At 36.3% G+C, this 23,881-nt stretch carries 23 protein-coding genes and 1 pseudogene; 5 read left to right on the forward strand and 19 right to left on the reverse strand.

Annotation, left to right across the window (positions count from 1 at the left end):
• Positions 1–55: 55 nt before the first annotated feature.
• The 5 genes from RAH34_RS01810 to RAH34_RS01830 form a co-directional block, all read right to left on the reverse strand.
• Positions 56–931: a tyrosine-protein phosphatase gene (locus RAH34_RS01810; RefSeq protein WP_306594967.1), complete on the reverse strand. Its 876-nt coding sequence runs from the start codon at positions 929–931 to the stop codon at positions 56–58.
• A gap of 207 nt (positions 932–1,138) precedes the next feature.
• Positions 1,139–1,786, reverse strand: coding sequence for a thiamine diphosphokinase (locus RAH34_RS01815; protein ID WP_306594968.1), 648 nt, complete (start codon positions 1,784–1,786; stop codon positions 1,139–1,141).
• Positions 1,776–2,345, reverse strand: coding sequence for a cob(I)yrinic acid a,c-diamide adenosyltransferase (locus tag RAH34_RS01820; RefSeq protein ID WP_306594969.1), 570 nt, complete (start codon positions 2,343–2,345; stop codon positions 1,776–1,778). The genes RAH34_RS01815 and RAH34_RS01820 overlap by 11 nt, the downstream gene beginning before the upstream one ends.
• A 190-nt stretch (positions 2,346–2,535) precedes the next feature.
• On the reverse strand, positions 2,536–4,956 hold the full coding sequence (locus tag RAH34_RS01825; protein ID WP_306594970.1) for a TonB-dependent siderophore receptor: 2,421 nt from the start codon (positions 4,954–4,956) through the stop codon (positions 2,536–2,538).
• A 347-nt stretch (positions 4,957–5,303) separates the two neighbouring features.
• Positions 5,304–5,888, reverse strand: a complete 585-nt coding sequence (locus RAH34_RS01830; protein ID WP_306594971.1) for a hypothetical protein — start codon at positions 5,886–5,888, stop codon at positions 5,304–5,306.
• Between the two features lie 173 nt (positions 5,889–6,061).
• On the opposite strand from RAH34_RS01830, the gene RAH34_RS01835 reads away from it, so the two are divergent.
• A complete protein-coding gene (locus RAH34_RS01835; protein WP_306594972.1) occupies positions 6,062–6,553 on the forward strand; it encodes a DinB family protein in 492 nt (163 codons plus the stop codon).
• A gap of 163 nt (positions 6,554–6,716) precedes the next feature.
• On the opposite strand, the gene RAH34_RS01840 is transcribed toward RAH34_RS01835, so the two are convergent.
• The 4 genes and pseudogenes from RAH34_RS01840 to lptB form a co-directional block, all read right to left on the reverse strand.
• Complete coding sequence (locus RAH34_RS01840) at positions 6,717–7,670, reverse strand: YafY family protein (protein ID WP_306594973.1); 954 nt, start codon at positions 7,668–7,670, stop codon at positions 6,717–6,719.
• Positions 7,671–7,738: 68 nt separating this feature from the next.
• Entirely contained in the window at positions 7,739–9,460 is a 1,722-nt protein-coding gene (locus RAH34_RS01845; protein WP_306595412.1) for an ABC transporter ATP-binding protein, read from the reverse strand.
• 162 nt (positions 9,461–9,622) lie between these two features.
• Positions 9,623–9,874 carry a hypothetical protein gene (locus RAH34_RS01850; protein WP_114820290.1) on the reverse strand — a complete coding sequence of 84 codons (252 nt, stop codon included), beginning with the start codon at positions 9,872–9,874 and terminating at the stop codon, positions 9,623–9,625.
• Between the two features lie 336 nt (positions 9,875–10,210).
• A pseudogene (gene lptB / locus RAH34_RS01855) lies at positions 10,211–10,936 on the reverse strand (LPS export ABC transporter ATP-binding protein); the annotation flags it as partial.
• 152 nt (positions 10,937–11,088) lie between these two features.
• Here lptB and RAH34_RS01860 point away from each other — a divergent pair.
• Positions 11,089–11,382 carry a TM2 domain-containing protein gene (locus RAH34_RS01860; RefSeq protein WP_114820292.1) on the forward strand — a complete coding sequence of 98 codons (294 nt, stop codon included), beginning with the start codon at positions 11,089–11,091 and terminating at the stop codon, positions 11,380–11,382.
• Positions 11,383–11,462: 80 nt separating this feature from the next.
• Here the strand turns inward: RAH34_RS01860 and hemB are convergent, their stop codons facing one another.
• Positions 11,463–12,452, reverse strand: a complete 990-nt coding sequence (gene hemB, locus RAH34_RS01865; protein ID WP_114820293.1) for a porphobilinogen synthase — start codon at positions 12,450–12,452, stop codon at positions 11,463–11,465.
• A gap of 118 nt (positions 12,453–12,570) precedes the next feature.
• Here hemB and RAH34_RS01870 point away from each other — a divergent pair, with 118 nt between their 5' ends.
• The 3 genes from RAH34_RS01870 to RAH34_RS01880 all read left to right on the forward strand — a co-directional run bounded on the left by RAH34_RS01870 (position 12,571) and on the right by RAH34_RS01880 (position 15,257).
• Positions 12,571–12,921 (forward strand): T9SS type A sorting domain-containing protein, encoded by a 351-nt coding sequence (locus tag RAH34_RS01870; protein ID WP_034699180.1) that lies wholly within the window; start codon positions 12,571–12,573, stop codon positions 12,919–12,921.
• 109 nt (positions 12,922–13,030) lie between these two features.
• A complete protein-coding gene (locus RAH34_RS01875) occupies positions 13,031–13,942 on the forward strand; it encodes an ABC transporter ATP-binding protein (RefSeq protein WP_034699178.1) in 912 nt (303 codons plus the stop codon).
• Between the two features lie 4 nt (positions 13,943–13,946).
• On the forward strand, positions 13,947–15,257 hold the full coding sequence (locus RAH34_RS01880) for an ABC transporter permease (protein ID WP_114820294.1): 1,311 nt from the start codon (positions 13,947–13,949) through the stop codon (positions 15,255–15,257).
• 90 nt (positions 15,258–15,347) lie between these two features.
• On the opposite strand, the gene RAH34_RS01885 is transcribed toward RAH34_RS01880, so the two are convergent.
• From RAH34_RS01885 to RAH34_RS01925, 9 genes are all read right to left on the reverse strand, one after another.
• On the reverse strand, positions 15,348–16,019 hold the full coding sequence (locus tag RAH34_RS01885) for a porin family protein (protein WP_114820295.1): 672 nt from the start codon (positions 16,017–16,019) through the stop codon (positions 15,348–15,350).
• Between the two features lie 15 nt (positions 16,020–16,034).
• Entirely contained in the window at positions 16,035–16,907 is an 873-nt protein-coding gene (gene sucD, locus RAH34_RS01890; protein WP_002977143.1) for a succinate--CoA ligase subunit alpha, read from the reverse strand.
• A gap of 90 nt (positions 16,908–16,997) precedes the next feature.
• Positions 16,998–17,900 (reverse strand): LpxD N-terminal domain-containing protein, encoded by a 903-nt coding sequence (locus RAH34_RS01895; protein ID WP_306594974.1) that lies wholly within the window; start codon positions 17,898–17,900, stop codon positions 16,998–17,000.
• A 67-nt stretch (positions 17,901–17,967) separates the two neighbouring features.
• Positions 17,968–18,534, reverse strand: coding sequence for an elongation factor P (gene efp, locus RAH34_RS01900; protein ID WP_076596574.1), 567 nt, complete (start codon positions 18,532–18,534; stop codon positions 17,968–17,970).
• An 18-nt stretch (positions 18,535–18,552) separates the two neighbouring features.
• Entirely contained in the window at positions 18,553–19,224 is a 672-nt protein-coding gene (locus RAH34_RS01905) for a hypothetical protein (protein WP_114820296.1), read from the reverse strand.
• The gene (gene lpxA / locus RAH34_RS01910; RefSeq protein WP_114820297.1) at positions 19,224–20,018 is read right to left on the reverse strand and encodes an acyl-ACP--UDP-N-acetylglucosamine O-acyltransferase; all 795 of its coding nucleotides are present in this window, start codon (positions 20,016–20,018) and stop codon (positions 19,224–19,226) included. The genes RAH34_RS01905 and lpxA overlap by 1 nt, the downstream gene beginning before the upstream one ends.
• On the reverse strand, positions 20,019–21,416 hold the full coding sequence (locus RAH34_RS01915; protein WP_114820298.1) for a bifunctional UDP-3-O-[3-hydroxymyristoyl] N-acetylglucosamine deacetylase/3-hydroxyacyl-ACP dehydratase: 1,398 nt from the start codon (positions 21,414–21,416) through the stop codon (positions 20,019–20,021).
• Positions 21,409–22,440 carry a UDP-3-O-(3-hydroxymyristoyl)glucosamine N-acyltransferase gene (gene lpxD / locus RAH34_RS01920; RefSeq protein ID WP_110010004.1) on the reverse strand — a complete coding sequence of 344 codons (1,032 nt, stop codon included), beginning with the start codon at positions 22,438–22,440 and terminating at the stop codon, positions 21,409–21,411. Before lpxD ends, RAH34_RS01915 begins: the two co-directional genes overlap by 8 nt.
• A gap of 71 nt (positions 22,441–22,511) precedes the next feature.
• Positions 22,512–23,738 carry an HD domain-containing protein gene (locus RAH34_RS01925; RefSeq protein ID WP_114820299.1) on the reverse strand — a complete coding sequence of 409 codons (1,227 nt, stop codon included), beginning with the start codon at positions 23,736–23,738 and terminating at the stop codon, positions 22,512–22,514.
• Positions 23,739–23,881: the final 143 nt, after the last annotated feature.

The following is a 23,881-nucleotide window of genomic DNA, read 5'->3' on the forward strand; positions in this document are numbered from 1 at the left end:
TATAATTTTAAATAAACACCCAATATTAAATCTTATAGAAATTTATCCCTGATAATCAATACGTAAACTTTTGAATGTATTCATTTCTTTTGGCGTCTGAAATCCCCAATGCCTGCTGAATATAAGCATCTGTAGAACCATACTTTTTATTGATCTCCCCAAAAGCCGCATCAAGGTATCTTTTTTCTACCCAGCTCAATTTTTCCAGCACCTGTAAATCCATTTTAGGATAGAGAAAATGTAAGGTATTGGCAAGACGTAATCTTTTTTGAACAAGATTTTTTCTGTAATTATTGGATAAAAGATATTCGTTGTAAATAGTCTCTTTATCAAATTTCAGAATGGTAAGAATTAATGCGGTGGTAATTCCGGTTCTGTCTTTTCCTGCGGTACAGTGATAGAGAATCGGATCTTTGGATTCCAGAATTTCTGTAATAATTTTTTTTATCGTTTCCGGGTTTTCTGTCACATACTCACGATAGAAGTCGATCATCCTTTTATCGGCGTCGGAAGCATTCACTTTGCCTTTCAGGACCAGTTTTTTAGCCTGAGCCAACTGATCGCCTTCATCTTCAAACGCTGAATATTTTTTATATACTGTCTCTACAGGCATCTGATCAGGTTTTTCAGCAATTTCTTTTGAATTTCTAAGATCAATAATTTCTTTGATCCCCAGTTTTTCAAAATCGTCAAAAGATTTCTTTTTAAGCTTATGAAGATGGGCACTTCGGTAGAATTTTCCTTCTTTTAAAGTTCTTCCCTCTGCATTTTTGATATTTCCTACCGTACGGAAATTGGTTACTTTCTTGATATGAATTACTTTTTCAGCTTCATTTTTTCCATATTCCGGTGTTTCAAAATGCTGTGTTTTGCATGAGAAAATACAGCATAATGAAATGGTGAAAACTGATATTTTGATTAGTTTATTCAATATTTTTAATAAATTTTGGCTAAAGCCAATGGATTCGTATATTTTTATTAAACGGGCTTCCTTCGTCTAAGCTCAGGATTATTGTCCGTTCCTATTGATTTAAAAATTCGTGCCATTAGTGAAAAACATTAGTGCCATTTGTGTTTAATGACAGTCTTTTTTTTAAATCGGTAAGACCCGCTTCTATTGATATATAATGAGATCCTTTTAATAGATTGTAGGATATTCTATCTCCTTCATTCCTACAAAAAACAAAACATCTCCTGATTCATACTCTATAGAAACCTCATCTTCAACGGCAAAATTCCGGGTTCCGATTCTTGAAGTAATGCTTAGGTTTTCTTTTGTCAAAGGCCAGTTGAGCCCTTTTGTTGTAATATTATTCACTAATGGAAATGGATAAAGAGAGATCATTCTGTTTTTCACTCCTTTCAGTGTAAAATGATTAGCAATAAAATAATACTCTGAAAACTCATCGTAAAATTTAATATTCATTCGATCCTTGAAGCCATAAGTAACGGTAAGATTTCCCAGAAAATGATCCTGTTCGCCTCCACTTCCTCCAAAAACATCGACTTCTGAAAAGCCTCTTTGCATAATGATTTCCAATGCTTTATGAAAATCTGTTTTTTCCTGATCTAACGTAAGGATAAATTTTCCTTCATACAAATCTTCATCTGATCCGCAGTGAGAATCGAAATCACCGGATATAAAATCCAGTTTATTCAAAGGAAATCCCATTCTTTTCAAATAATGGAAAGCCCCGTCTGTACAGGCAATCAAACCATAATTTTCCGGATCGGGTAATGATTTTGGAGCATCACCGTTGATGAAAAGTAATGCTTTATCTCTCATTCGGGTTCCAGTATTCTTCCGGTTCGTTGTTCAGTTTTGAAATATATCTGGCCAATACAAAAAGATAATCTGAAAGCCTGTTTAAATATTTAATCAATTCGGGACGCACTTCTTCTGATTCATTCAGAAATACCAGTGAACGTTCTGCTCTTCTGCAGATGGTTCTTGCTGCGTGTAAAAAAGTTGCCGGTTTTCCTCCACCTGGCAGGATAAAATACTGAAGCGGTTCCAGCTTTTCATCAAAAGTATCCATCCATTGTTCCAGTTCTTCAATTTCTGTTTCTGAAATAATGATCGGAAGACGTGATTTTCCGTTGGCCAGCATCAGCTTATCCACAGGCGTTGCAGCCTCTGAACCTACAGTGAATAAATCAAACTGTATTTTCTTCAGCTGTCTCAGCACTTCTTCATCTTCGATATGACTTTTCGCAATCCCGATGAATGAATTCAACTCGTCTATATTTCCATAACTGTCTACTCTTGCACTGGCTTTGGAAACCCTTGTTCCACCGTATAATGCAGTCTGACCTTTATCTCCTGTCTTTGTATAAATTTTCATAGGACTAAAATACCTTTTTTTATACAATGTAAAAAGTAAAATGTGGTAATAAGTTCCTATTCTATCTGAAAAAAAATTGTCTGACATTAATTAATGCCAGACAATTTTACAAAGGTTGGTTGTCTATCTTTTGAAATTGCTTTCTCGTTGTTAAAGCATAACAGGCAAATTTCAATTCTTTATTGATGAGTTAAAAAGTGTAATTTACATTAAGTTGAAAAGTTGTTCCATTAAAACCAAACTGATTGACCTCCCAAGGGTATTTGAATCTTCCTCCAAGATCTGTTACCACGTCTCCCTTGCTGTCTATTACATCCGGATAAATATTAAATAAATTATTTACAACACCGGAAATTTTAAGGTCGTTCGTGATTTTATAGGTTAAAACAATGTCTGTAACTACTTTACCAGAGAATGTCTGATCTTTGGCAGGATCAGTGGCATGCTGCCATGTAACGGAACCAAAATACGTATTATTTAAGTTAAAATTAAACCTGGTAATGTCATACGAAAGACTCAGAATCGTTTTTGTTTTTGGTCTTGCAGAGATAATCCTGGATTGTTCTTTGCGATCAAAAAAGTTTTCGGAGTAACCATTTTGAGCCAAAATCGGTGGAACAGCAATATTATCTACTATTTTAGTTTCGTTATAATTGAAAGCAGCAATAATTCCCAGTTTTCCTTTCCCAATAGCAGAAGTATAATAATTAGCTACGAAATCTACCCCTTCCGTCACTGTATTTACAGCATTGGTGAAAAACTTCAGCGAGGTTATTTTGTTATTGTTTAATATTACTTCCACAGGATTTGTAAGATCCGGACTTCCCGGAGCACCTGTTTTGTACCCGATATCTCCTGAGAAAAGTACACGGTCTTTAATTTTTATTCTATAATAATCTGCGGTAATAGTAAGGTTTTTAAAAGGTTTCACGGCCAATCCCCCGGTAATATTAAAGGCTTTTTCAGCATTTAATTTAGGAACCCCAAGATCAGATCTTATAATTTGAGAGTCGTTATTAAAAGTACCCTGATTAGCTACCGTATTCCCTGTAATTTTGGTCTGAACATTAGAATAATAAATCTGGTGTAATGAAGGAGCACGGAATCCTGTAGAAACAGATCCACGGAAAACCAATTTATCATCCAGCAATTTATATCTTGCATTTCCTTTCCAGGAAACATTATTTCCGAAATCACTGAAATTTTCATACCGCACCGTTCCTCCCACTAATAAGTTTTTCGTAACATCCCATTCCGCATTGAAATAAGCTCCGATATTCTGGCGGTTTTTATTCACTTCATTTTGAGGCTGCAGTCCCGGAAAAGATTCTGCACCACTTCCTTTATAAGATGCTTCTTCTCCTGCCCTTGCCTGATAATTTTCATTACGCACTTCAGCTCCGGCTCCTAAAACAAGTGCACCAAAATCCCGGCTGATATCTATATTTCCTATAATATTACTGAACTGGTGGCCACCTGCTTTAAAATAAGTTGGTGAATTTACTCCTAAAGAGGTATTAATGGTATTTGCTACAGCATAGTCTACAGCATTAGAACCAAAGGTTGCACTTCCATCAAAACTCCATTTTCCAAACATCCCTTTCCATCCGGAGGTTAAATTATAATCATAAACATCTGTTTTAAATTCCGGTTGAAATCCGTTGTAAGGTTGTCCTTTTGGAGTTAATAAACCAAAATCTGAAGGTACCCAATAAGGTGTTCTGTACAAAGCAAAACTGGTCCCATTTCTGTAAGTTGTCCCCCAAAAAGCATAAAATTTTCCTGTTTCACCTGTTGGCAGCTCAAAATTCACAAACATATTGCCCACTTTGGTCTCCGGCTGCCCTATAATCATTCCTAAACCGGGATTGGCTTGTGTCCAGGCATTATCCACACCAAAAAGTTCATCTTTTGTAACAGAACCTGCGCGGTTCGTTTTATTTTGAGAAGAAAATCCGAAGGTAAGATTCAGACTTCCGGTTTTTGCTACTCTGATTCCCGTATTAAAATCTGCCCCGATATTAAAACCGTCTCCTTTTGAAGTAATACCTGAAAAAACATTGACAGTACTTTTCCCCACACTGTTCTTCAGAATAATATTAATAACTCCGGCAATAGCATCAGAACCGTACTGTGCAGATGCTCCATCCCTCAATACTTCTACGTTTTGCAAAGCTGCTGAAGGAATGCTTTTCAGATCTGTACCTACTTCACCTTTTCCCGGGGTATCATTTACATAAATTAAAGCACTTTGATTTTTTCTTTTACCATTCACCAGCACTAATGTTCTGGAAGGTCCTAACCCTCTTAAATCTGCAGGATCAAAGTGAGCTGTCGCATCAGAAACGGTTTGTTGTGATGAATTGAAAGAGGGAACGGCATACGTTAAAGCTTTATCAAAAGTAACCTGCCCTGTGGATTTTAATTGTACGGCGGAAATATTATCAATAGGAATTGCTGAGGTAATGATGGTTCTTGGCTTTGTTCTACCCGTAGTCACCACCACTTCATCTATTTTATTTTGTTTTATGCTATCCTGAGCATATGCCATTGCACCAGCTCCGCTTAATACTAATGCATAGATTTTTCCATTAAATAAATTATTTTTCATGTCAATTGTTAATTATTCAATAAATCTAATAAAAAAATCAACATTAAACACAAAAACAAAACATATAATAATAATTTGATTCCATATTTGCGAAAATTATACCATTTCATGAAAAATAAGAATTAATACACAAAACGTAAAGTAATTTATTAATAACATAAAAAAAAATAAATCAATAACATCACATTTGTATAAAAAAATCAATTAGTTAAAATCAGAAATAAATATGATTTTATTCGTTCTGAAAGGTAATTTTTAATGGGTTGAGATGGGTTCGCTTATGGTTTGCTATGACTGGAAAATGAATGGGAATAAAAAATGGCCGGGAGAAACCGGCCATATCCAAATTATTTATTTACCTCTACGTATTGTATGATGGTCTGATTTTTTGGGTTGTAGATAATAGTACTACTGGTAGGAAATCTTTTCAGCTTATAATACTGAATATTTTTATCGGATTTAATATCCTCCAGAATGCTGGCATCAAATGTATTGTCAGGAAGGAACTTCGATAGGAAACTTATTTTATCTATGATGTTTTGTCCATCAATCTTTCGGGCCGTTTTATCAGATTTACTTTCATCAGAAGCAGGCTGGCTTTCTAAAAACGGAAGCAATACTGCAATATCAGCTTTATATTTAAAAATATAGCCTTCAGGTCTTCCGGGAATATTGATTTTCTTTCCTTTTTCCTCAGAAACAATGGAAGCTCCGCCACCAGGAAAAACGGTATTGAACTTAACATCTTCGGAATTGGTGATAGAATTGATAGATTCATTCACAGTTTTCTTTACTGTTTCTTCAACAACCTGCTGTGTTTTTTGCTGTACTGTTTCGGTTGTTTTCTGAACAGTCTGATCAATTTTTTCCTCAATCTTATTGCATGATACTAATAAAAAACCGGCAATAACAGGCAAAACATACTTCTTCATAATTCTAATAATAGAGATTCTTTTACTAATATCCTCTTTTCTAACGTAAAAACAGGTCAGGATATTTTAGCAAAGAAAAAAATATTTTTTAAATATGAAAAATCCTGCTGACAAACTGTTGTCATAACCCTCTCTTACCTTTGTATCAACAACAAACAAAAAAACAAAACATTATGACAACTACAGCAACAGCCACTAAACAATTCATGACTTCTGAACAGCTATTAAACGACTGGCAGGGACACAGAAATCTGACAAGAAGAGTGATTGAATCTTTTCCTGAGAAAGAGTTATTCGAATTTTCTGTAGGCGGAATGAGACCATTTGCAAAACTGGCAGTAGAACTGATCAGCATTGGCGGGCCTGCTTTAAAAGGAATTGTGGAAGGAAATATGGAAGCGTACAGTGAAGAAGCCTTCAATCCGACAACTAAGGAAGAAATTCTGAAGAAATGGGATGAAGAAACAGAAGTAATCAACCATTATTTCAATCAGATTTCTGAGGAGCGTTTCCAGGAGACTTTCAATTTATTCGGACAATATGAATTTCCGGTATACCAGAACATTCTTTATTTTGTAGATAATGAAGTTCATCACCGTGGACAAGGATACGTTTATCTGAGAGTTTTAGGAATTGAACCTCCTTTCTTCTGGGAGAGATTTTAATACAACGAGAAGGTAAAATTGCAGAAAGGGTAACCAAAACTTATATCTTTTTTTGCGACACAACAAATTGACTTTTTTTGCAATTCTGCCTTTTCCTTAAACCATTTCATTTATTGCTTCAATTAAGTCTTTACACCTCAACAGCTGTCTTGTTGGGGTTTTATTATTGATGTCTTTCAACCATTTTTGCAAGCAGTTCATTCAAACGGACACGAAGACTTTCCGGTTCCAGAACTTTAGCATAATCTGCAAAAGTGATCAGCCAGCGGGGAAATCCGTCACTGATCCATTCTGTTTCAAAAGTAAGTTCCATCCCTTGTTCAGTTTCTACTTCCTCTATCAATCCGTAATATTTTTTAGAATTTACCAGGTGATTCATGATCTTTTTGTCAACCAGCAGTTTGGCTTTAACCTTATTTCCATTTGATTTTTTACGGTAATCATTCACTTGTCCATATTCCTGCAGGAAAGGATTCTGCGTTTTTGAGATCTCCAGAATCCTGTCAATACGAAACTGTCTGAAATCTTTCCTCAGGGTACAGTAGGCCATGATGTACCAGATATTAAATTCGAAAAACATCCCGACTGTTTCAATCGTTCTGTTATTCACTCTTTCATCTACGGTCTTATACCTGATGTTGAGCTGGGTTTTCTCCGCGATACTTTCCAGAATAATAGGAATTACATTTTTAAGAGAATCTCCTGAATCTGTATGAAAGCTGAAAACATCAATCTGTTTTTCAATATTTTTAATCAGGTTTTTATCAGAATATTTCAATACCGACCGAACCTTTTCCATGGCTGCCTGATAGTGATTTCCTAAACTTTGGTGAGAAAATTTCTGCATCAGTTTTTCAGCGGTAATGAAACTTAACACTTCTTCTTTGGTAAACATAATGGGAGGAAGTTTGTAACCATCCATTAAAGAATACCCATTTCCCGCTTCTCCAACAATAGGAATACCTGCATTTTCAAGGGTTTTCACATCACGGTAAATGGTTCTGATGCTTACATCGAATTTTTCAGCAAGATCCTGTGCCCGTACAACAGGTTTCGACTGTAACTGGGTAAGGATAGCCGTTACCCTATCGAGTTTTTTTAAATAGTGATCGTTCATGATGGAACAAAGCTAAAATTCTTTTTTGAGGTATGACTTATAAATGAGACGGCTTTTTGACTTTAATTTTATTTAAAAGTATTCACCAGTTTATCAAGATTAAGGCTGCGGGCTGAGGCATCAAAAATCTCGCGGTACGTTCCTTCTTTATTGTAAAGCTCATCATGAGTTCCATTTTCCACCACTCTACCTTTTTTCATGACATAAATGGTATCTGAATCTAAAATCTGTGACAGGGAATGGGAAATGATGATCACCGTTCTGCCTTCTTTGATCGCATCCAGAGAATTCTTGATCTGTTCGGTAGCAATAGCATCCAGACTGGCTGTAGGTTCATCCAGAAAAATGATTGGAGGATTTTTAAGAAATAGTCTTGCAATGGCAATCCTCTGTTGTTGTCCCCCTGAAAGTTGGGTAGCATCATGCTGATATTTTTCCGGAAGATCCATAATCTGTTCATGCAGATAAGCTTTTTTTGCAGCTTCCTCGATTTCTTCAAAACTGGCATTCATATCTCCATATCTGATATTATCTTCTATACTTCCCTGAAAGATATGATTTCTCTGAAGTACAAGTCCCAGATCACTTCTCAGAAACGTATTGTCATATTCATTAAGGTTTACTCCATCCAAAAGAATTTCTCCGGAATCCGGAAGGTAGAATTTACACAAAAGATTAATAACCGTTGACTTTCCCGCTCCACTCAATCCTACCAAAGCAGTCGTTTTTCCGTTTTCAATTTTCATGGAAACATTATGTAAAGCTTTTGTACCGTTAGGGTAAGTAAAATCAACATTTTTCAATTCAAAGTTTCCTTTGATTTCTTTTTCTACAAAAGTACCGTTGGCTTCAGTTTCATTATCTGCATTTAAAATATCGAAATACCCTTCTGCATAGATCATGGCGTCGTTCATATCATCATAAATCCGGTGAAGCTGACGAATAGGCGCCGAAACATTGTTAAAAAGCATAATATGAAGCATGATTGCCCCTATGGTCATTTGCTGATCCAGCACCAGATAAACGGTTAAAAGGATAATCAAAACAACCCCAAACTGTTCAATGAAAGTCTTTAAACCATCATAAATAAAATTGGTTCTTCTTGTAATCATCTGGCTTTCCATCAGCTCCATCTGAAGGTCATATTGTTTTTTCCCTTCAAACTTTTCACGGACAAAACTTTTAATCACCATAATAGAATTAATCAGGTTCAAAAGTCCTGACGTTTTTCTTTCTCTCTGATTTCTAAGCTGACGTCTTACCCCACCCAGTTTTTTAGCCTGCAGAGAGCTGATGTAAAAATAGATCGGAACAATAATCGTAGAAACCAATCCAACATACACATTCTGCATATACATAATGATAAGGGCAATAATGGCATTGGAAAAAAGAGGAAGGATATCAATAAAAAAGTTCTGAACCAATCTGGTAAGACTTTCTATTCCACGATCGATTCTGATCTGTAATTTTCCGGACTCATGATTTTCATCATTAAAATAAGCAACCCTATAGGTTAAAATTTTATCAATGGCTGATTGTGCCAATACAGAACTCACATTAATCCTGATTTTTTCGCCATAAAATTTCTGTCCGAAGTTGATAAAGATATTCAACAATTCTTTCCCCAGTAAAATAATGGAAATGATAATGAGAATATGAATTCCCTCCGACATCGGATGTGGAAGATGGGTAAGCTTGGTAACTTCATCCACCGTGTATTTCAGAACAATCGGGTTGACCTGTGCTGCCAGAGCACCCAGAAAAGTAAGAAACAGGGTGCCATAAATCATGGGACGATAAGGTCTGATGAATGGAACAAGTTGTTTATAGATTCCGAATAAGGTAACGGTTCTGTTAAAAGGTTTAGCCATAGAAATCATTTTAAATGAAAAACGTACCGCTTTCAAAAGAAAAAGGTACGAATTATTATTAACTGGTCATCTAGGATTTATTTAAAAATCTTTCAATGTACCATCGTCATTAATGTATTTGAATTGGTAGTTTGGATCAATTATCTTCCCTCCCATTTGTACAAAAGGCCCCCACATTCCTAACCAATCTTCAAAATCATTTTCAACAGGTGTATCCCAGCGAATTACGGTTGAACTTTCATGGAATTGGACATCCATTATAATACCATATTCATTATCCAAATAAACTTTGGTTCCTACTTGAAAATCTTCATATCTATAAAGATCATCCATTTATCCTTCAAATAAATAAGTAGTAAGATAATGCAGCTCTTTTCTGCTGGCTTCTTTAGATTCTGCTTCTGCCTGTTCTAAAGAATATTGGGAATTGATTTCCTTTTTCTGCAAAACAAATGAATTGTTGGCGTTCTTATCCACTACATCATTAAAAATATGTTCAATTTCAGAATTCGCTAAGGTGGCAAAGCTGACTTCTTCAAAGCCATGCAACAATCTAAGATCATCAAACTGACTAAAATTTTCATTGACAAATCCCTGCAGCTGTGATTTTGAATCAAAATTACCAGCCCAGATATTGTAAGCGTATTTCTTCTTTTTAGGTTTATCCAGAATACTCTGATAGACGAAGTTTTCACCCAGATAAGCTTCTCTTACCTGTGGATCATTGGCAAGATCTTCCGGAAGTCCTTCTTTCAGGATCTTTCCTTCAAACATGATATAGGTTTTATTGGTAATTGCTAAAGTCTGCTGTACGTTGTGGTCGGTAATCAGAATTCCGATATTTTTATCTACAAGACTTCTTACAATTTTCTGAATATCTTCCACGGCAATCGGGTCTACCCCAGCGAAAGGCTCATCCAGAAGAATAAAGTTGGGGCTTGTGGCAAGACAGCGTGCAATTTCGGTTCTACGCCTTTCCCCTCCGGAAAGAAGATCTCCTCTGTTTTTACGGACATGCTGCAAAGAGAACTCCTCAATCAGTTCATCACATTTGATCTGCTGTTCACGCTTAGAAAGCTTGGTCAGCTGCAATACTCCCATAATGTTTTCTTCCACAGACAACTTTCTGAAAACCGAAGCTTCCTGAGCCAGATACCCGATTCCCTTTTGGGCTCTTCGGTACATGGCATCTGTAGTAATCTCCTGCTTGTCTAAGAAAATTTTTCCTGAAGTGGGCTTAACCAACCCTACAATCATATAAAACGATGTGGTTTTTCCTGCTCCGTTCGGACCCAGCAAACCAACAATTTCTCCCTGTTGAACCTGTACAGAAACGCCTTTTACAACTTTTTTAGGACCGTATTCCTTGATTAAGTTTTCTCCTCGTAAAATCATAGGGCAAATATATCAAAAATATAAACTTCACTTATAGGTTAATATCAACTTGTTTACTTTAAACGCAAACTTATTCATTTACAATCTATTGTAACTTTTCACTACTTTAATCTACTTATCGTAAAACATCAATCAATTATAAATAGTAAGAAATGGAAAATTACGGGTATACAAAAACAGAAAATGTACACAACCAGCAAAGCAATGTTCCTTACCGTTCGGAAAAGAAAATCCCTGCCGCTATATTGGGCATTCTTGTGGGATGGCTGGCTTTAAATAAATTTTATCTGGGCTATACGAAGGAGGGAATTATTCAGCTGGTTCTGAATGTCGTTACTTTTGGTGCGGCTTCAATTATTCCTTTTATTGAGGGAATTCTCTATCTTTTTATGAGCGATAAACAATTCGATGATACGTATGTCTATGGAAAAAAAGGATGGTTGTAAAAAAATTATCATCACCTCATTAGAAATAAAAAGAGACTACCGATTGAGTAGTCTCTTTTTTATCTGAATGAATTTAATCATTATTTATTTAAAAGAATAGCTGCTTCTTTTGCAAAATAAGTAAAGATCATATCTGCACCCGCTCTCTTGAAACAGGTCAAGCTTTCAATGATCGTTTTGTCATTATCCAGCCATCCGTTTTGGGCAGCTGCTTTTACCATGGCATATTCTCCACTTACATTGTATACCGCAATCGGAAGATCGATCGCTTCACGTACTTTGGAAACGATATCCAGGTAAGGAAGTCCTGGTTTAATCATAATCACATCTGCACCTTCATCTATATCTTTAAATACTTCATTCAGGGCTTCGCGTGAGTTGTGGAAATCCATCTGATAAGTTTTTTTATCCTTTGGAATTTCCATATCATCTTTCGGAGCACTGTCTAAAGCACTTCTGAAAGGGCCGTAGAAAGAACTTGCATATTTGGCAGCATAACTTACAATTCCTACATCTGTAAATCCGCTTTCTTCCAAAGCTTCACGAATGACCATTACTCTGCCATCCATCATATCACTTGGTGCTACAAGATCGGCTCCTGCTTCTGCATGAGATACCGACATTCTTGCCAGTGCATCATTGGTAGCATCATTTAAAACTTTTCCGTTTTCAATAATTCCGTCGTGACCGTAGATTGAATAAGGATCTAAGGCTACATCGGGCATCACAATCATTCCGGGAACGGCATCTTTGATGGCTTTGATGGTGTTCTGCATCAATCCGTCTTTATTCCAGGCTTCTTTTCCTGTGTTGTCTTTCAGATGTTCTGACACTTTCATGTACAAATTGACAGCTTTTACTCCCAAAGAAAATAATTCCTTACATTCCTTCACTGTTAAATCTATACTGCGCCTAAAAATTCCCGGCATAGACGGGATTGCCTCCTGCTTGTTTTCGCCCTCCATTACGAAGATCGGCATTACAAAATCATCAGTTGTAAGCACATTTTCTCTTACCAAACCTCTGATAGATTCATTAACTCTAAGTCTTCTATTTCTTGAATGTATCATTTTGGAATACTTTTTGAATAAGTTTCTACAAATTTAATATAAGTTCTGCAAAAAACTATTGTACGAAATTGCAGAATGTATTACATTTGTTATATATATTCGAGAAATTATAAATTTGATGAAAAAACTTTTACTTTTATTTCTATTTGTAGGCACTTTTGTTGGATTTTCCAACAATTTCAAAGCTCAGCTTAGAGAGCCGGGTTCCATCACTCAAAAAGCAGATGATGGTGTATTGCTTGCCTATCCAAATCCTGCAAAGGATTTCCTTATTATTAAGGCAAAAGATTCTTCTTTAAGAATCAAAAGTGTGACTTTTTATTCAATTTTGGGTATGCAGGTCGCTAGTTATACGGTAAATATGAATTCCGGAGAGATTAATATTGAAAAATTGAAGCCCGGAAAATATATGATCCGATATATTTTAAGTGACAACACACAGAAAGTTACTCAAATCGTGAAACAATAAATTAAAATCCTGATAATCATCAGGATTTTTTCTTTTTACATTAATTCTGTTTTAATATTTCCGTAACTTTCGGGACTTTTTCATACTAATAGTAAAAAGAAACCATTTAATGCTAAAAGCTGAACATATTAAAAAGACCTATAATGCCGGAAAAAAGGTCGCTCTGGATGATTTCAGCATCCATGTCCCAAAAGGCAGTATTTATGGCCTTTTAGGTCCTAACGGAGCCGGAAAAACTTCTTTTATCCGCATCATTAACCAAATTACTCAGGCAGATTCTGGTGAAATCCATATCAATGGCCAAAAGCTTAATCCAAGTCATATTAAAGATATTGGCTATATGCCTGAAGAAAGAGGGCTGTACAAAAACATGACTGTTGGTGACCAGATTCTCTATTTCGGGGAACTGAAAGGCATGAAAAAAAGTGATGCCTTGAATGAAGCCAAAAAATGGTTTGAAAAGCTGAACATCGATCAGTGGTGGAAGAAAAAGCTTTCTGAACTTTCTAAAGGTATGGCACAAAAAATCCAGTTTGTGGTAACTGTTCTTCACAGACCTCATCTTTTAATTCTTGATGAGCCATTTTCAGGTTTTGATCCGGTGAATGCCAACTTGATTAAAGATCAGATCATTGATCTTAAAAATAACGGAACGACCATTATTCTTTCTACCCACAGAATGGAAAGTGTGGAGGAAATGTGTGATTATGTTGCGTTGATCAACAATTCAAAAAAAATTATTGACGGGAGGGTTTTTGATGTAAGAGAAAAATTTAAGAAAAATATTTTTGGAATTACACTTTCTGAAGTAAGCAATGATCAGTTTGAAAATTTCAAAAACAAATATGAGATCTTTAACCTTTCCAATGAAAATAATCTTGTTTCTTTTGACCTGAAAAATGAGGAGAGCCAGAATAATGTTCTTCTTGATCTTGTACAGGTAGGTAAAGTGAGATCGTTCGACGAAAGAATTCCCAGTATGAATGAAGTGTTTATTAATGCTGTAAGTAACCATTCTTAATTTTATGAATAATATTTTTTTAATTACCAAGAGAGAGTTTCTTACGCAGGTGAAGAAAAAATCTTTCATCATATTGACTCTGCTTGCCCCTGTCCTGATTATAGCTTTCGGAGCAGTTGTAGGATTAATGTTTAAGGCGAATGAGTCACACAGTATTATAGAAGTGGTTGATAAGAGTGGATTGTTTACCAATCAGCTTCAATCGAATGATAAATTAAACTACGTTTTTGTTTCTGCGGCTGATGAGAAGTCCAAGATTAATAATTTAAAAGGCAATGAATCTCTGGATGGTATCCTGATTCTTCCTCCGCTGAAAAATGAAAATTTTGATGCTCTTGAAAAAGAAGCCAGGCTAATTATCAACAGCAAAATAGGATTTGATACCAAACAACAAATTGTATCTGATATCAGTAATGTTGTCCGAAAAGAAAAGATCAAGCAGCTGGGTATTAAGGAAACTCAATTAAATGATCTTGATAAAAACTTTACCTTAAAAACCATCAACGTTACGGATAATAATAAAGAGGATTCAGATCTTGTTTTCGGAGTGAAATCCGGATTGAGTATGGTACTGATGTATGTTACGTTTATGTTCATTATTATTTATGGAGTAAGGGTAATGAGAAGTGTGCTTGAAGAGAAAAATAACCGTGTTGTAGAGATCATTATTTCTTCTGTAAAACCTTTTGAACTGATGATGGGTAAAATTCTGGGAGTAACCATGGTTGCACTGACCCAGTTTCTGATCTGGATTACCATGTCTGTTATTGGTGCATTGGTACTCAATACAGGCTTTTCTCCTCTTCAGAAGAATATTCCGGGGGGAAATGAAGAGATGGCAAGTAAACTGGACATGGGACAGCTTGCGACTCAGATTTCACATAGTCTGCTGGAGCTGAATTTTCCGTTAATCATCTTTGTATTCATCGTATTTTTCCTTTTAGGATATATCTTCTATAGTTCTATTTATGCAGCCATTGGGTCTGCAGTGGATAACGAAACAGAAACACAGCAGTTTACTTTATTTGCTATTCTGCCATTAACATTAGGAATGTATGGGAGTTTTACATTGATGAATAATCCTGAAGGTCCTTTAGGCTTCTGGCTATCCATCATCCCGTTTACTTCGCCGGTTGCTATGATTGCCCGAATTCCGTTTGGAGTTCCTGCATGGCAGATTGCATTGTCTATAGGATTGTTGCTGGTAACTACTATTTTTATGATCTTCCTTGCCGGAAAAATCTATCGTGTAGGTATTTTGATGTACGGGAATAAAGCTACATTAAAAGAGCTTTGGAAATGGATTAAAGGGTAGGAAATTAAAAGCGAAAATTATTGATACAACATACCAAAAAAAAATCCCGGAAACTAGAGTTTCCGGGATTTTTTATATTCTGAAAATATTCTATTTGAATATATAGCTTAAAGTAAGTGCGATTACCTGTTCTGATTTTTTCTTATCTGTACCCTTAGTTTCTTTAGCGAGACCAGGATAGGTATCACTTAGACCTAAGTCGTATTTTAATGCTACTTCAAGTTGTCTTTTGTAGCTGTATCCTACTCCCAGTCCAAGTCCCCAGTTAAAGCTCTTCGCCTTACCATTTACGCCTGCCGGCTGGTTAGGATCGGTAACATCCGGGTCATAATACGGTCTGCTTACAGGAGCGTCTTTCACGTTCTGATTCAGCAAGAAATTAAATCTAGGTCCTATTAATCCAAAGAATTCTGATTCTGCTTCAGAAAAATATCCTTTGAAATAAAGAGGCACACTCAGGTAGTTATTAGCATATAATGCATCATAACCGTTTACACCTTTAGCATCTTTATCTTTTCCTGTTTCTCCTGCACCATAATACTCTACTTCAGGTTGAATAAAGAATTGGTTTGCCTTTCCTACGGGGATCAATGCCAAAGCTCCAGCCTGGAAAGTGTATCTTGGGCCTGAAGGATTGTGGGCGTTAGATACTCTGGAGTAGTTTAAACCTCCTGTTACTCCAAATCTTGTACTTTTCCATTGCACCTGTGCAAATGATAAAGCAGAAAGCATTAAAGCTGAGGCTAATAAAAGTTTTTTCATATGTTGGGTTTTATATTATCCTAGAATCTTAGCTACAGTAGCACCAATATCAGCAGGAGAATCAACAACGTTGATACCGTTCTCTCTCATGATTTCCATTTTAGCCTGAGCTGTATCTTCAGCACCACCTACGATAGCACCTGCGTGCCCCATTGTTCTTCCTTTTGGAGCAGTCTGTCCGGCGATGAAACCTACAACTGGTTTAGTAGATCCGCTAGCTTTGTACCATCTTGCAGCTTCAGCCTCAAGACCTCCACCGATTTCACCGATCATTACAACAGCTTCAGTTTCAGGGTCATTAATGAATAGCTCTAACGCTTCTCTTGTAGTTGTTCCGATGATTGGGTCACCACCGATACCGATTGCAGTAGAAATACCGTAACCTGCTCTTACTACCTGGTCAGCAGCTTCGTAAGTAAGAGTTCCTGATTTTGAAACGATACCTACTTTTCCTTTTTTGAAAACGAAACCTGGCATAATACCAATTTTAGCTTCTTCAGAAGTAATGATTCCAGGGCAGTTTGGTCCGATTAATCTGCAGTCTCTGTCAGCGATATAAGATTTTACTTTTACCATATCAGCTACAGGAATACCTTCAGTAATACATACAATTACTTTGATTCCTGCTTCAGCAGCTTCCATGATAGCGTCTGCTGCGAATGCCGGTGGTACGAAAATGATACTTACATTTGCTCCTGCTTTTTCAACAGCGTCAGCTACAGTGTTAAATACCGGTTTTCCTAAGTGCTCGCTACCTCCTTTTCCTGGGGTAACACCACCTACTACGTTTGTTCCGTATTCAATCATCTGACCAGCGTGGAAAGTTCCTTCGTTCCCTGTAAATCCTTGTACAATTACTTTAGAATCTTTGTTTACTAAAATTGACATTTTATTGTTGTTTTAATTTATTTATTATTTTATTAATGCTCACAAATTTACTCAAATTTCTTTGATTTTAGATAAAACCTTTGGAATTGTTTATTTGAGATTTCTCAGTTTTACTTCTTTTTTCAGATAAGTTTTAAAATCTTCTGCAAACATCCCGATATAGGTTCCTTTTTCAAGATCTCTGTTTACTCCGGTTTTTCCCAAAAGTACAGATCCCGACTCAATTTTGTTTCCGGAAGCGATTCCTACCTGTCCCCATAATGTCACCTCATCTCCGATGATACAGCATCCTGCAATTCCTACCTGAGAGGCAATCAGACATTTTTTCCCGATAACGGTATCATGCCCGATCTGAATCTGGTTATCCAAAACGGAACCTTCTCCAATGATGGTAGAGTCTGTAACTCCTCTGTCAATGGTACAGCCGTTTCCGATCTCCACATTGTTTTCAATAACAACATTTCCAACAGAAATCAGACGGTCAAAATTTCCATTTAATTTTCTGTAATAAAATGCATCACCTCCTAAAACGGTGTTGGACTGGATGATGACGTTATCTCCGATTTCCGTACGGTCACCAATGACTACATTAGGAAAGATTAAGGTATTTTTACCTATTTTCACATTGTTTCCGATCACTGCAGAAGAATGGATTTTGGTTCCCTCTCCTATTTCAATATCGTGCAGTTCTTCTGTGAAATTATAGATTCTGGTAAAATGGGTATTGATTTTATTAAAGTCTCTGAAAGGATCATCAGAAACTAAAAGTGCTTTACCTTCCGGGCAATCTACTTCTTTATCAATTAAAATAATAGTGGCTGCAGAGTTTAATGCTTTGTCATAATATTTAGGGTGATTCACAAAAACAATATCACCTGGTTTTACCATGTGAATTTCATTGGTTCCCAATACTTCAAAATCTTCCGGCCCTACAAATGCTGAGCCTATTAAATCTGCAATCGTTTTAAGCTTTTGCGGAGAATGGAATCTCATAACAATAGATTTTCTTATAAAACAAAATTCGGAATGCTGATGCAAACCGAATTTATGTACATTTTATTTATTCTTTTACTCTTTCTAAGTAGCTGCCGTCTTCAGTGCTTACTTTAATTCTGTCTCCCGGTTCGATGAATAAAGGAACCATTACTCTTGCTCCTGTTTCAACGATTGCATTTTTAAGGGCATTGGTTGCAGTGTTTCCTTTTACACCCGGATCAGCTTCGATAACATCAAGATATACTGACTGTGGAAGTTCAGCAGAAAGTGGCGTTTCATCAGCTTCTTTCAAAATGATGGTTACTTCTTCACCAGCTTTCATAAACTGAGAGTTCTCAATCATTTCTTTGTTGATGTATAACTGAGAGAAATCATCATTGTTCATGAAGTGGAATCCGTTCTCATCATCGTACAGATACTGGAATTTTCTCGTGATTACTTTTACTTCATCAATTTTGTGTCCTGCAGAGAAAGTATTATCAATTACTTTACCGTTAGTCACAGACTTTAATTTTGTTCTTACGAAAGCAGGTCCTTTTCCTGGTTTTACGTGAAGGAACTCGATTACTTTAAAAATATCGTTGCTATACTCGATGCAAAGACCTTTTCGGATATCGTTACTTGTTGCCATTAATATATTATATGCTTTTTATTTATTATTTTCTTTATTTACCAGATCAATTATATCCTCTAAGTAATACTGATTTGTTTTTAATTTTGAAATGACTTCAGGATCATTATCTGTAAGTTTAACAATAAGTTTTGTATCTACTACCAATCCGAAGCTGACATCTCTTTTATCAGAGGTATTGTTTGATTTTTCAATATCAATCAAAAGAACCTTGTAAGAGTTTCCTTTTTTATCCTTCCACGCAAACTTAGGTGTTAAACCAGCATTTAAAGCTCCTCCCAACAAACCTCCTCCGTAAGGATTATTGTAAGAAATTGCTTTTTTATCTTTTACTTCATCCAGATAGATCAAAAAATATTTCTTCCCAATTAGATTGACTCTTGCAAATGTATCAAAAGAATAGATATATGCTGCATAGGTCATACTGAAATACAGGTTATCCTGATACTTCATCAGCCATGCTCTATTCTCCTTCTTTGCCTTTTTATCAGTATCTGTATATCTGAATGGCGACATTTTGATATAATCTTCATTCTGACTTTTCACTTCTGCATACACATTGGGTTTAGCAATGCTGTCTTTTTTATAGTCTGAGAAACCGTAATAGAACTCCATGCCTGTTATTCTCTGGTTCTGTGACAGGTAAAAATTGGAAATTGCCAATACAAAAAGGAAAGATAGTTTTTTCATTAGTTACTATCTTTACCGGTTCCGTATCCTTTTACGATACCTCTTGGTGAGTTTTGAATAAATTGTAAGATCTCATCTCTTTCAGCCGTTGGAAGCATTTCTTTCTCAATATGGGAAATAGCCTGGGAAACGTTCATCTTCATTTGGAAAATTGCCCTGTAGATTTTCTGGATTTCAAAGATCTTTTCATTGGTAAATCCTCTTCTTCTTAAACCAACAGAATTGATACCAGCATAAGACATAGGCTCTCTTGCTACTTTTACATAAGGCGGGATATCTTTTCTTACCAGAGTACCTCCGGAAATCATTACATGTTTTCCGATTTTACCGAATTGGTGAACTGCTGACAAACCTCCCATTACTGTATAATCTCCAATCTCTACATGTCCTGCAATCCCACAACCGTTTACAATGATAACGTGATCTCCAATAACGCAATCATGAGCAATATGCGAAGTAGCCATAATAAGACAGTTCGCTCCTATTTTAGTATATCCTAAAGCCTTTGTACCTCTGTTTACGGTAACACACTCTCTGATTGTTGTTTCGTCACCGATAATTACCTGCGTATCTTCACCATCAAATTTCAGATCCTGGGGAATTGCAGAGATTACAGTCCCGGGGAAAATCCTACAGTTCTTCCCTATTCTTGCCCCATCCATAATGGTTACATTAGGACCAATCCATGTTCCTTCTCCGATTTCTACGTCCCCTGCAATGGTAGTAAAAGGTTCTACGATTACATTTTTGCTGATTTTCGCACGTTTATCTACGGCTGCTAATTGATGAATCATTTAATCAACTTTATTTTTTGCAACTTGAGCCATAAGCTCTGCTTCTACTGCTACAGTGTCTCCTACGTATCCATATCCCTGCATATGAACAATTCCTCTTCTGATAGGCTCTATCAATTCAATTTTGAAGATAAGCGTATCTCCCGGAATTACTTTTCTTTTGAATTTCACCTTATCAATTTTGATGAAATACGTAGAATAGTTCTCAGGATCCGGAACACTGGCCAATACAAGAATTCCTCCTGTCTGCGCTAATGCTTCTACCTGAAGAACTCCAGGCATTACGGGTTCTTTAGGGAAGTGTCCCACGAAGAAAGGCTCGTTCATGGTCACATTTTTCAACCCTACAACATGAGAGTCTGAAAGCTCAAGCACTTTATCAATTAATAAGAACGGAGGTCTGTGAGGCATAAGCTTCATAATTCCGTTGATATCGAATACCGGTTCTTTTGTCAGGTCAAAATCCGGAACGTTTTTCTTTTTCTGCAATTTCCACTGGCGGTTTAGTTTTTTCGCAAACTGAGTATTCACAAAGTGTCCCGGTTTGTTAGCAATAACTTTACCTTTTATTTTTACACCTGCCAAAGCAAGGTCACCGATTACATCCAGTAATTTGTGTCTTGCTGCTTCGTTAGGATAATTTAAATTAAGATTGTCTAGAATACCGTTTGGTCTTATCGATACATTATCTTTCCCAAAGGCTTTCTTTAATTTTTCTGTAGTTTCAGGAGTAAGATCTTTATCTACATATACAATAGCATTGGAAATATCTCCACCTTTGATCAAACCATGATCTAAAAGCATTTCCAATTCATGCAGGAAGCTGAATGTTCTTGCTGATGAGATTTCGTCTTTAAATTCTGAAATATTTTTAAGAGTAGCATTCTGAGTTCCTAATACTTTAGTCCCAAAATCTACCATAGTAGTTACTTCGTAAGTATCTGAAGGAATGATGGTGATTTCCGAACCAGTAGCCGGATCACTGTAGGTAAGAACTTCTTTTACTACAAGATATTCTCTTGCAACCGTTTGTTCTGTTACTCCCACACTTTCGATAGCTTCTACAAAATATTTTGAAGATCCATCCAAAATAGGAGGTTCAGAGGCATCCATTTCTAAAATTGCGTTATCAATATCACAACCAACAAGGGCTGCTAAAAGGTGTTCGCAAGTGGTAATTTTAACCCCTAATTTTTCTAATGTAGTTCCTCTTTCAGTTGCTACAACATAATTTACATCAGCTTCTACCTGAGGATGTCCCTCCAGGTCTGTTCTTACAAATACAAAACCTGTATTTTCTTTAGCAGGTTTAATGGTAAGTTTTACTTCTTTACCAGTATGAAGGCCAATTCCAGAAAGAGTTACCTCTTGCTGAAGTGTTTTTTGCATATCACTCATTAGTATTATCTTTTGAGTTATTCTCAAGATTATTTATTCTATTTACGATTCCAGGTAAGTTCCTGAAATGAACATAACTCCTTAAATAGTCATTGTAACTGATTGCTGGTGAACCGTACAATGTTTCTCTGTCATTAACACTGGAATTCACGCCACTCTGAGCCTGAATTTTCACCTGATTCCCTATTTTGATATGTCCTACGACACCTACCTGGCCACCAATCTGGTTCCAGTCGCCGATAGTTGTAGATCCGGCAATTCCTGCCTGGGCAGCAATGACGTTGTTCTGACCGATTTTTACGTTGTGGGCAATCTGAATCAGGTTATCAATCTTAGTTCCTTTCCCTATTATTGTAGAACCTATCGTGGCTCTGTCAATACTACAGTTTGAACCGATTTCTACATCGTCTTCAATGATTACATTTCCAAGCTGTGGTATTTTTTTGAAGCCTTCAGCGGTAGGCTGGAAACCAAAACCGTCCCCTCCGATTACCGTATTGGAATGAATCACACAGTTATCTCCAATAATACAGTAGTCATAAATTCTGGCACCACTGTCGATCTTACAGTTTTTACCGATTTTCACTCCTTTTCCTATATATACATGTGGATAGATCTGTGATCCTTCCCCGATCTTGGCTTTCTCAGAAACATAGGTAAATGCTCCGATATAGGCTTTATCACCTATGACAGCTGTGTCGTGAATAGATGAACCGTTTTCAATACCTTCTTTTCTTCCCTGCATTTCCTGATATAAATTCATCAGGATCTGAAAAGAAAGATAGGCATCCTTTACAACGATTAAGGTAGGGTTATAATGATTTTTCTCCAGAAGTTTTTCCGAAACGATGATAACAGAGCATTTTGAGCTATCCAAAAAATGAGAAAACCGATCTTGTGCTATAAAAGAAAGATGTCCTGATTCCCCATTTTCAATTGGTGAAACTCCCGTAATAAGTGCATTCTCGTCACCTATTATTTTTCCGTCAATAAAACTTGCAATTTGCGAAGCTGTAAATTCCATATTCTGCAAAGATAAGAAATTCTATAATTTGCAAACATGTTTTAGTTTCAGATCGTAAATTTTAATATTCTTTAAGAGTCCAGTCTGGAGATATCTCTTGGAAACATAAGGATATAGCGGGTCGTCTTATTTACGATTAATCCTGATAAAAGCTGATCTTCCGACTCATGCAGCCTTGTTCTTTTTCCATTTTTATGCAGCAAATAAATGGGCTGTTTCTCTGCATGATAAGGCAATAATTTTCTTTTAATTTCATGAACCAATTCATCACCATTATCGATTCCGAAAAGTTCGTTACTCTTTTTTATTTTTTCCTCAATTATTTCCTGGTCAAATGGATGTGATGAAATAATTGTTTTAGGCAAATTTCTCTGAATTACACATTTACACCAATACGACAAAACAAAGTCATCAGAATTCTGCCATTCTTTCATAGCCTGAATCACATCATTATCATCAAGCTGGGTAAATCTTTCTATATCTTCGTCTGTTGCACCGCTCTTTTCACGGTATAAGAAATATTTCAGATTATCCGTTGCGGGAAGTTCTGTTCCCTTCGAAATCAGATACTTAGCTCTTTCAAGGATTTTAACCAAAAGAAACTCTGCCAAAGCTGAAGTTTTATGATAGTACACCTGCCAGTACATAAACATTCTGGCTGTGAGGAAATTTTCAATGGAATAGATTCCCTTGGCATCAATCACCAGCTCGCCTTCTTCACAGACATTCATCATGGAAATAATTCTCTGGGTATTAATATTTCCTTCGGACACTCCTGTAAAAAAACTGTCTCTCTTCAAATAGTCCAAACGGTCAACATCCAGTTGGGAAGAGATCAACTGATTGAAAAACTTTCTGTGATATTTCCCCTGAAACATTTCAATAGCTATGGTTAACTGACCTTCAAATTCCTCATTAAGCTTATTCATCAGCAATAAGGAAAGATTTTCATGATGCCAGTCATCCATCAGCATACTTTCCAGCGCATGAGAAAACGGACCATGACCAATATCATGCATCAGAATGGCCAGCATCGCTCCTTTCTCTTCTTCCTCAGAAATTTTCACTCCTTTCTGCTTCAGGGTTTCCAGAGCGGTGAACATCAGATGCATTGCTCCAAGAGCATGGTGAAACCTGGTATGGGTAGCTCCGGGAAATATCAGATTCAAAAGTCCGGTCTGCCCTATTCTTCTTAATCTCTGAAAGTAGGGATGCTCAATGATATCAAATAAAATCTCGTGTGGTATTTTGATAAATCCGTGAACAGGATCGTTGATGATTTTTAGCTTATTCTGCATTGAAACGTCAGTATTAGTAAACAAAGTTAGGCATTTTAAAATTTAGCTTTTTATTAAATTACTATTAAGATATTGTGATAGTGCGATGATCTACCGAATATTTTTCATCAAAAATCTCATCGTATCAGCTTCAGAAATGGTTT

Origin of the sequence: Chryseobacterium sp. WLY505, assembly GCF_030846215.1 — a bacterium.
GTDB lineage: Bacteria > Bacteroidota > Bacteroidia > Flavobacteriales > Weeksellaceae > Chryseobacterium.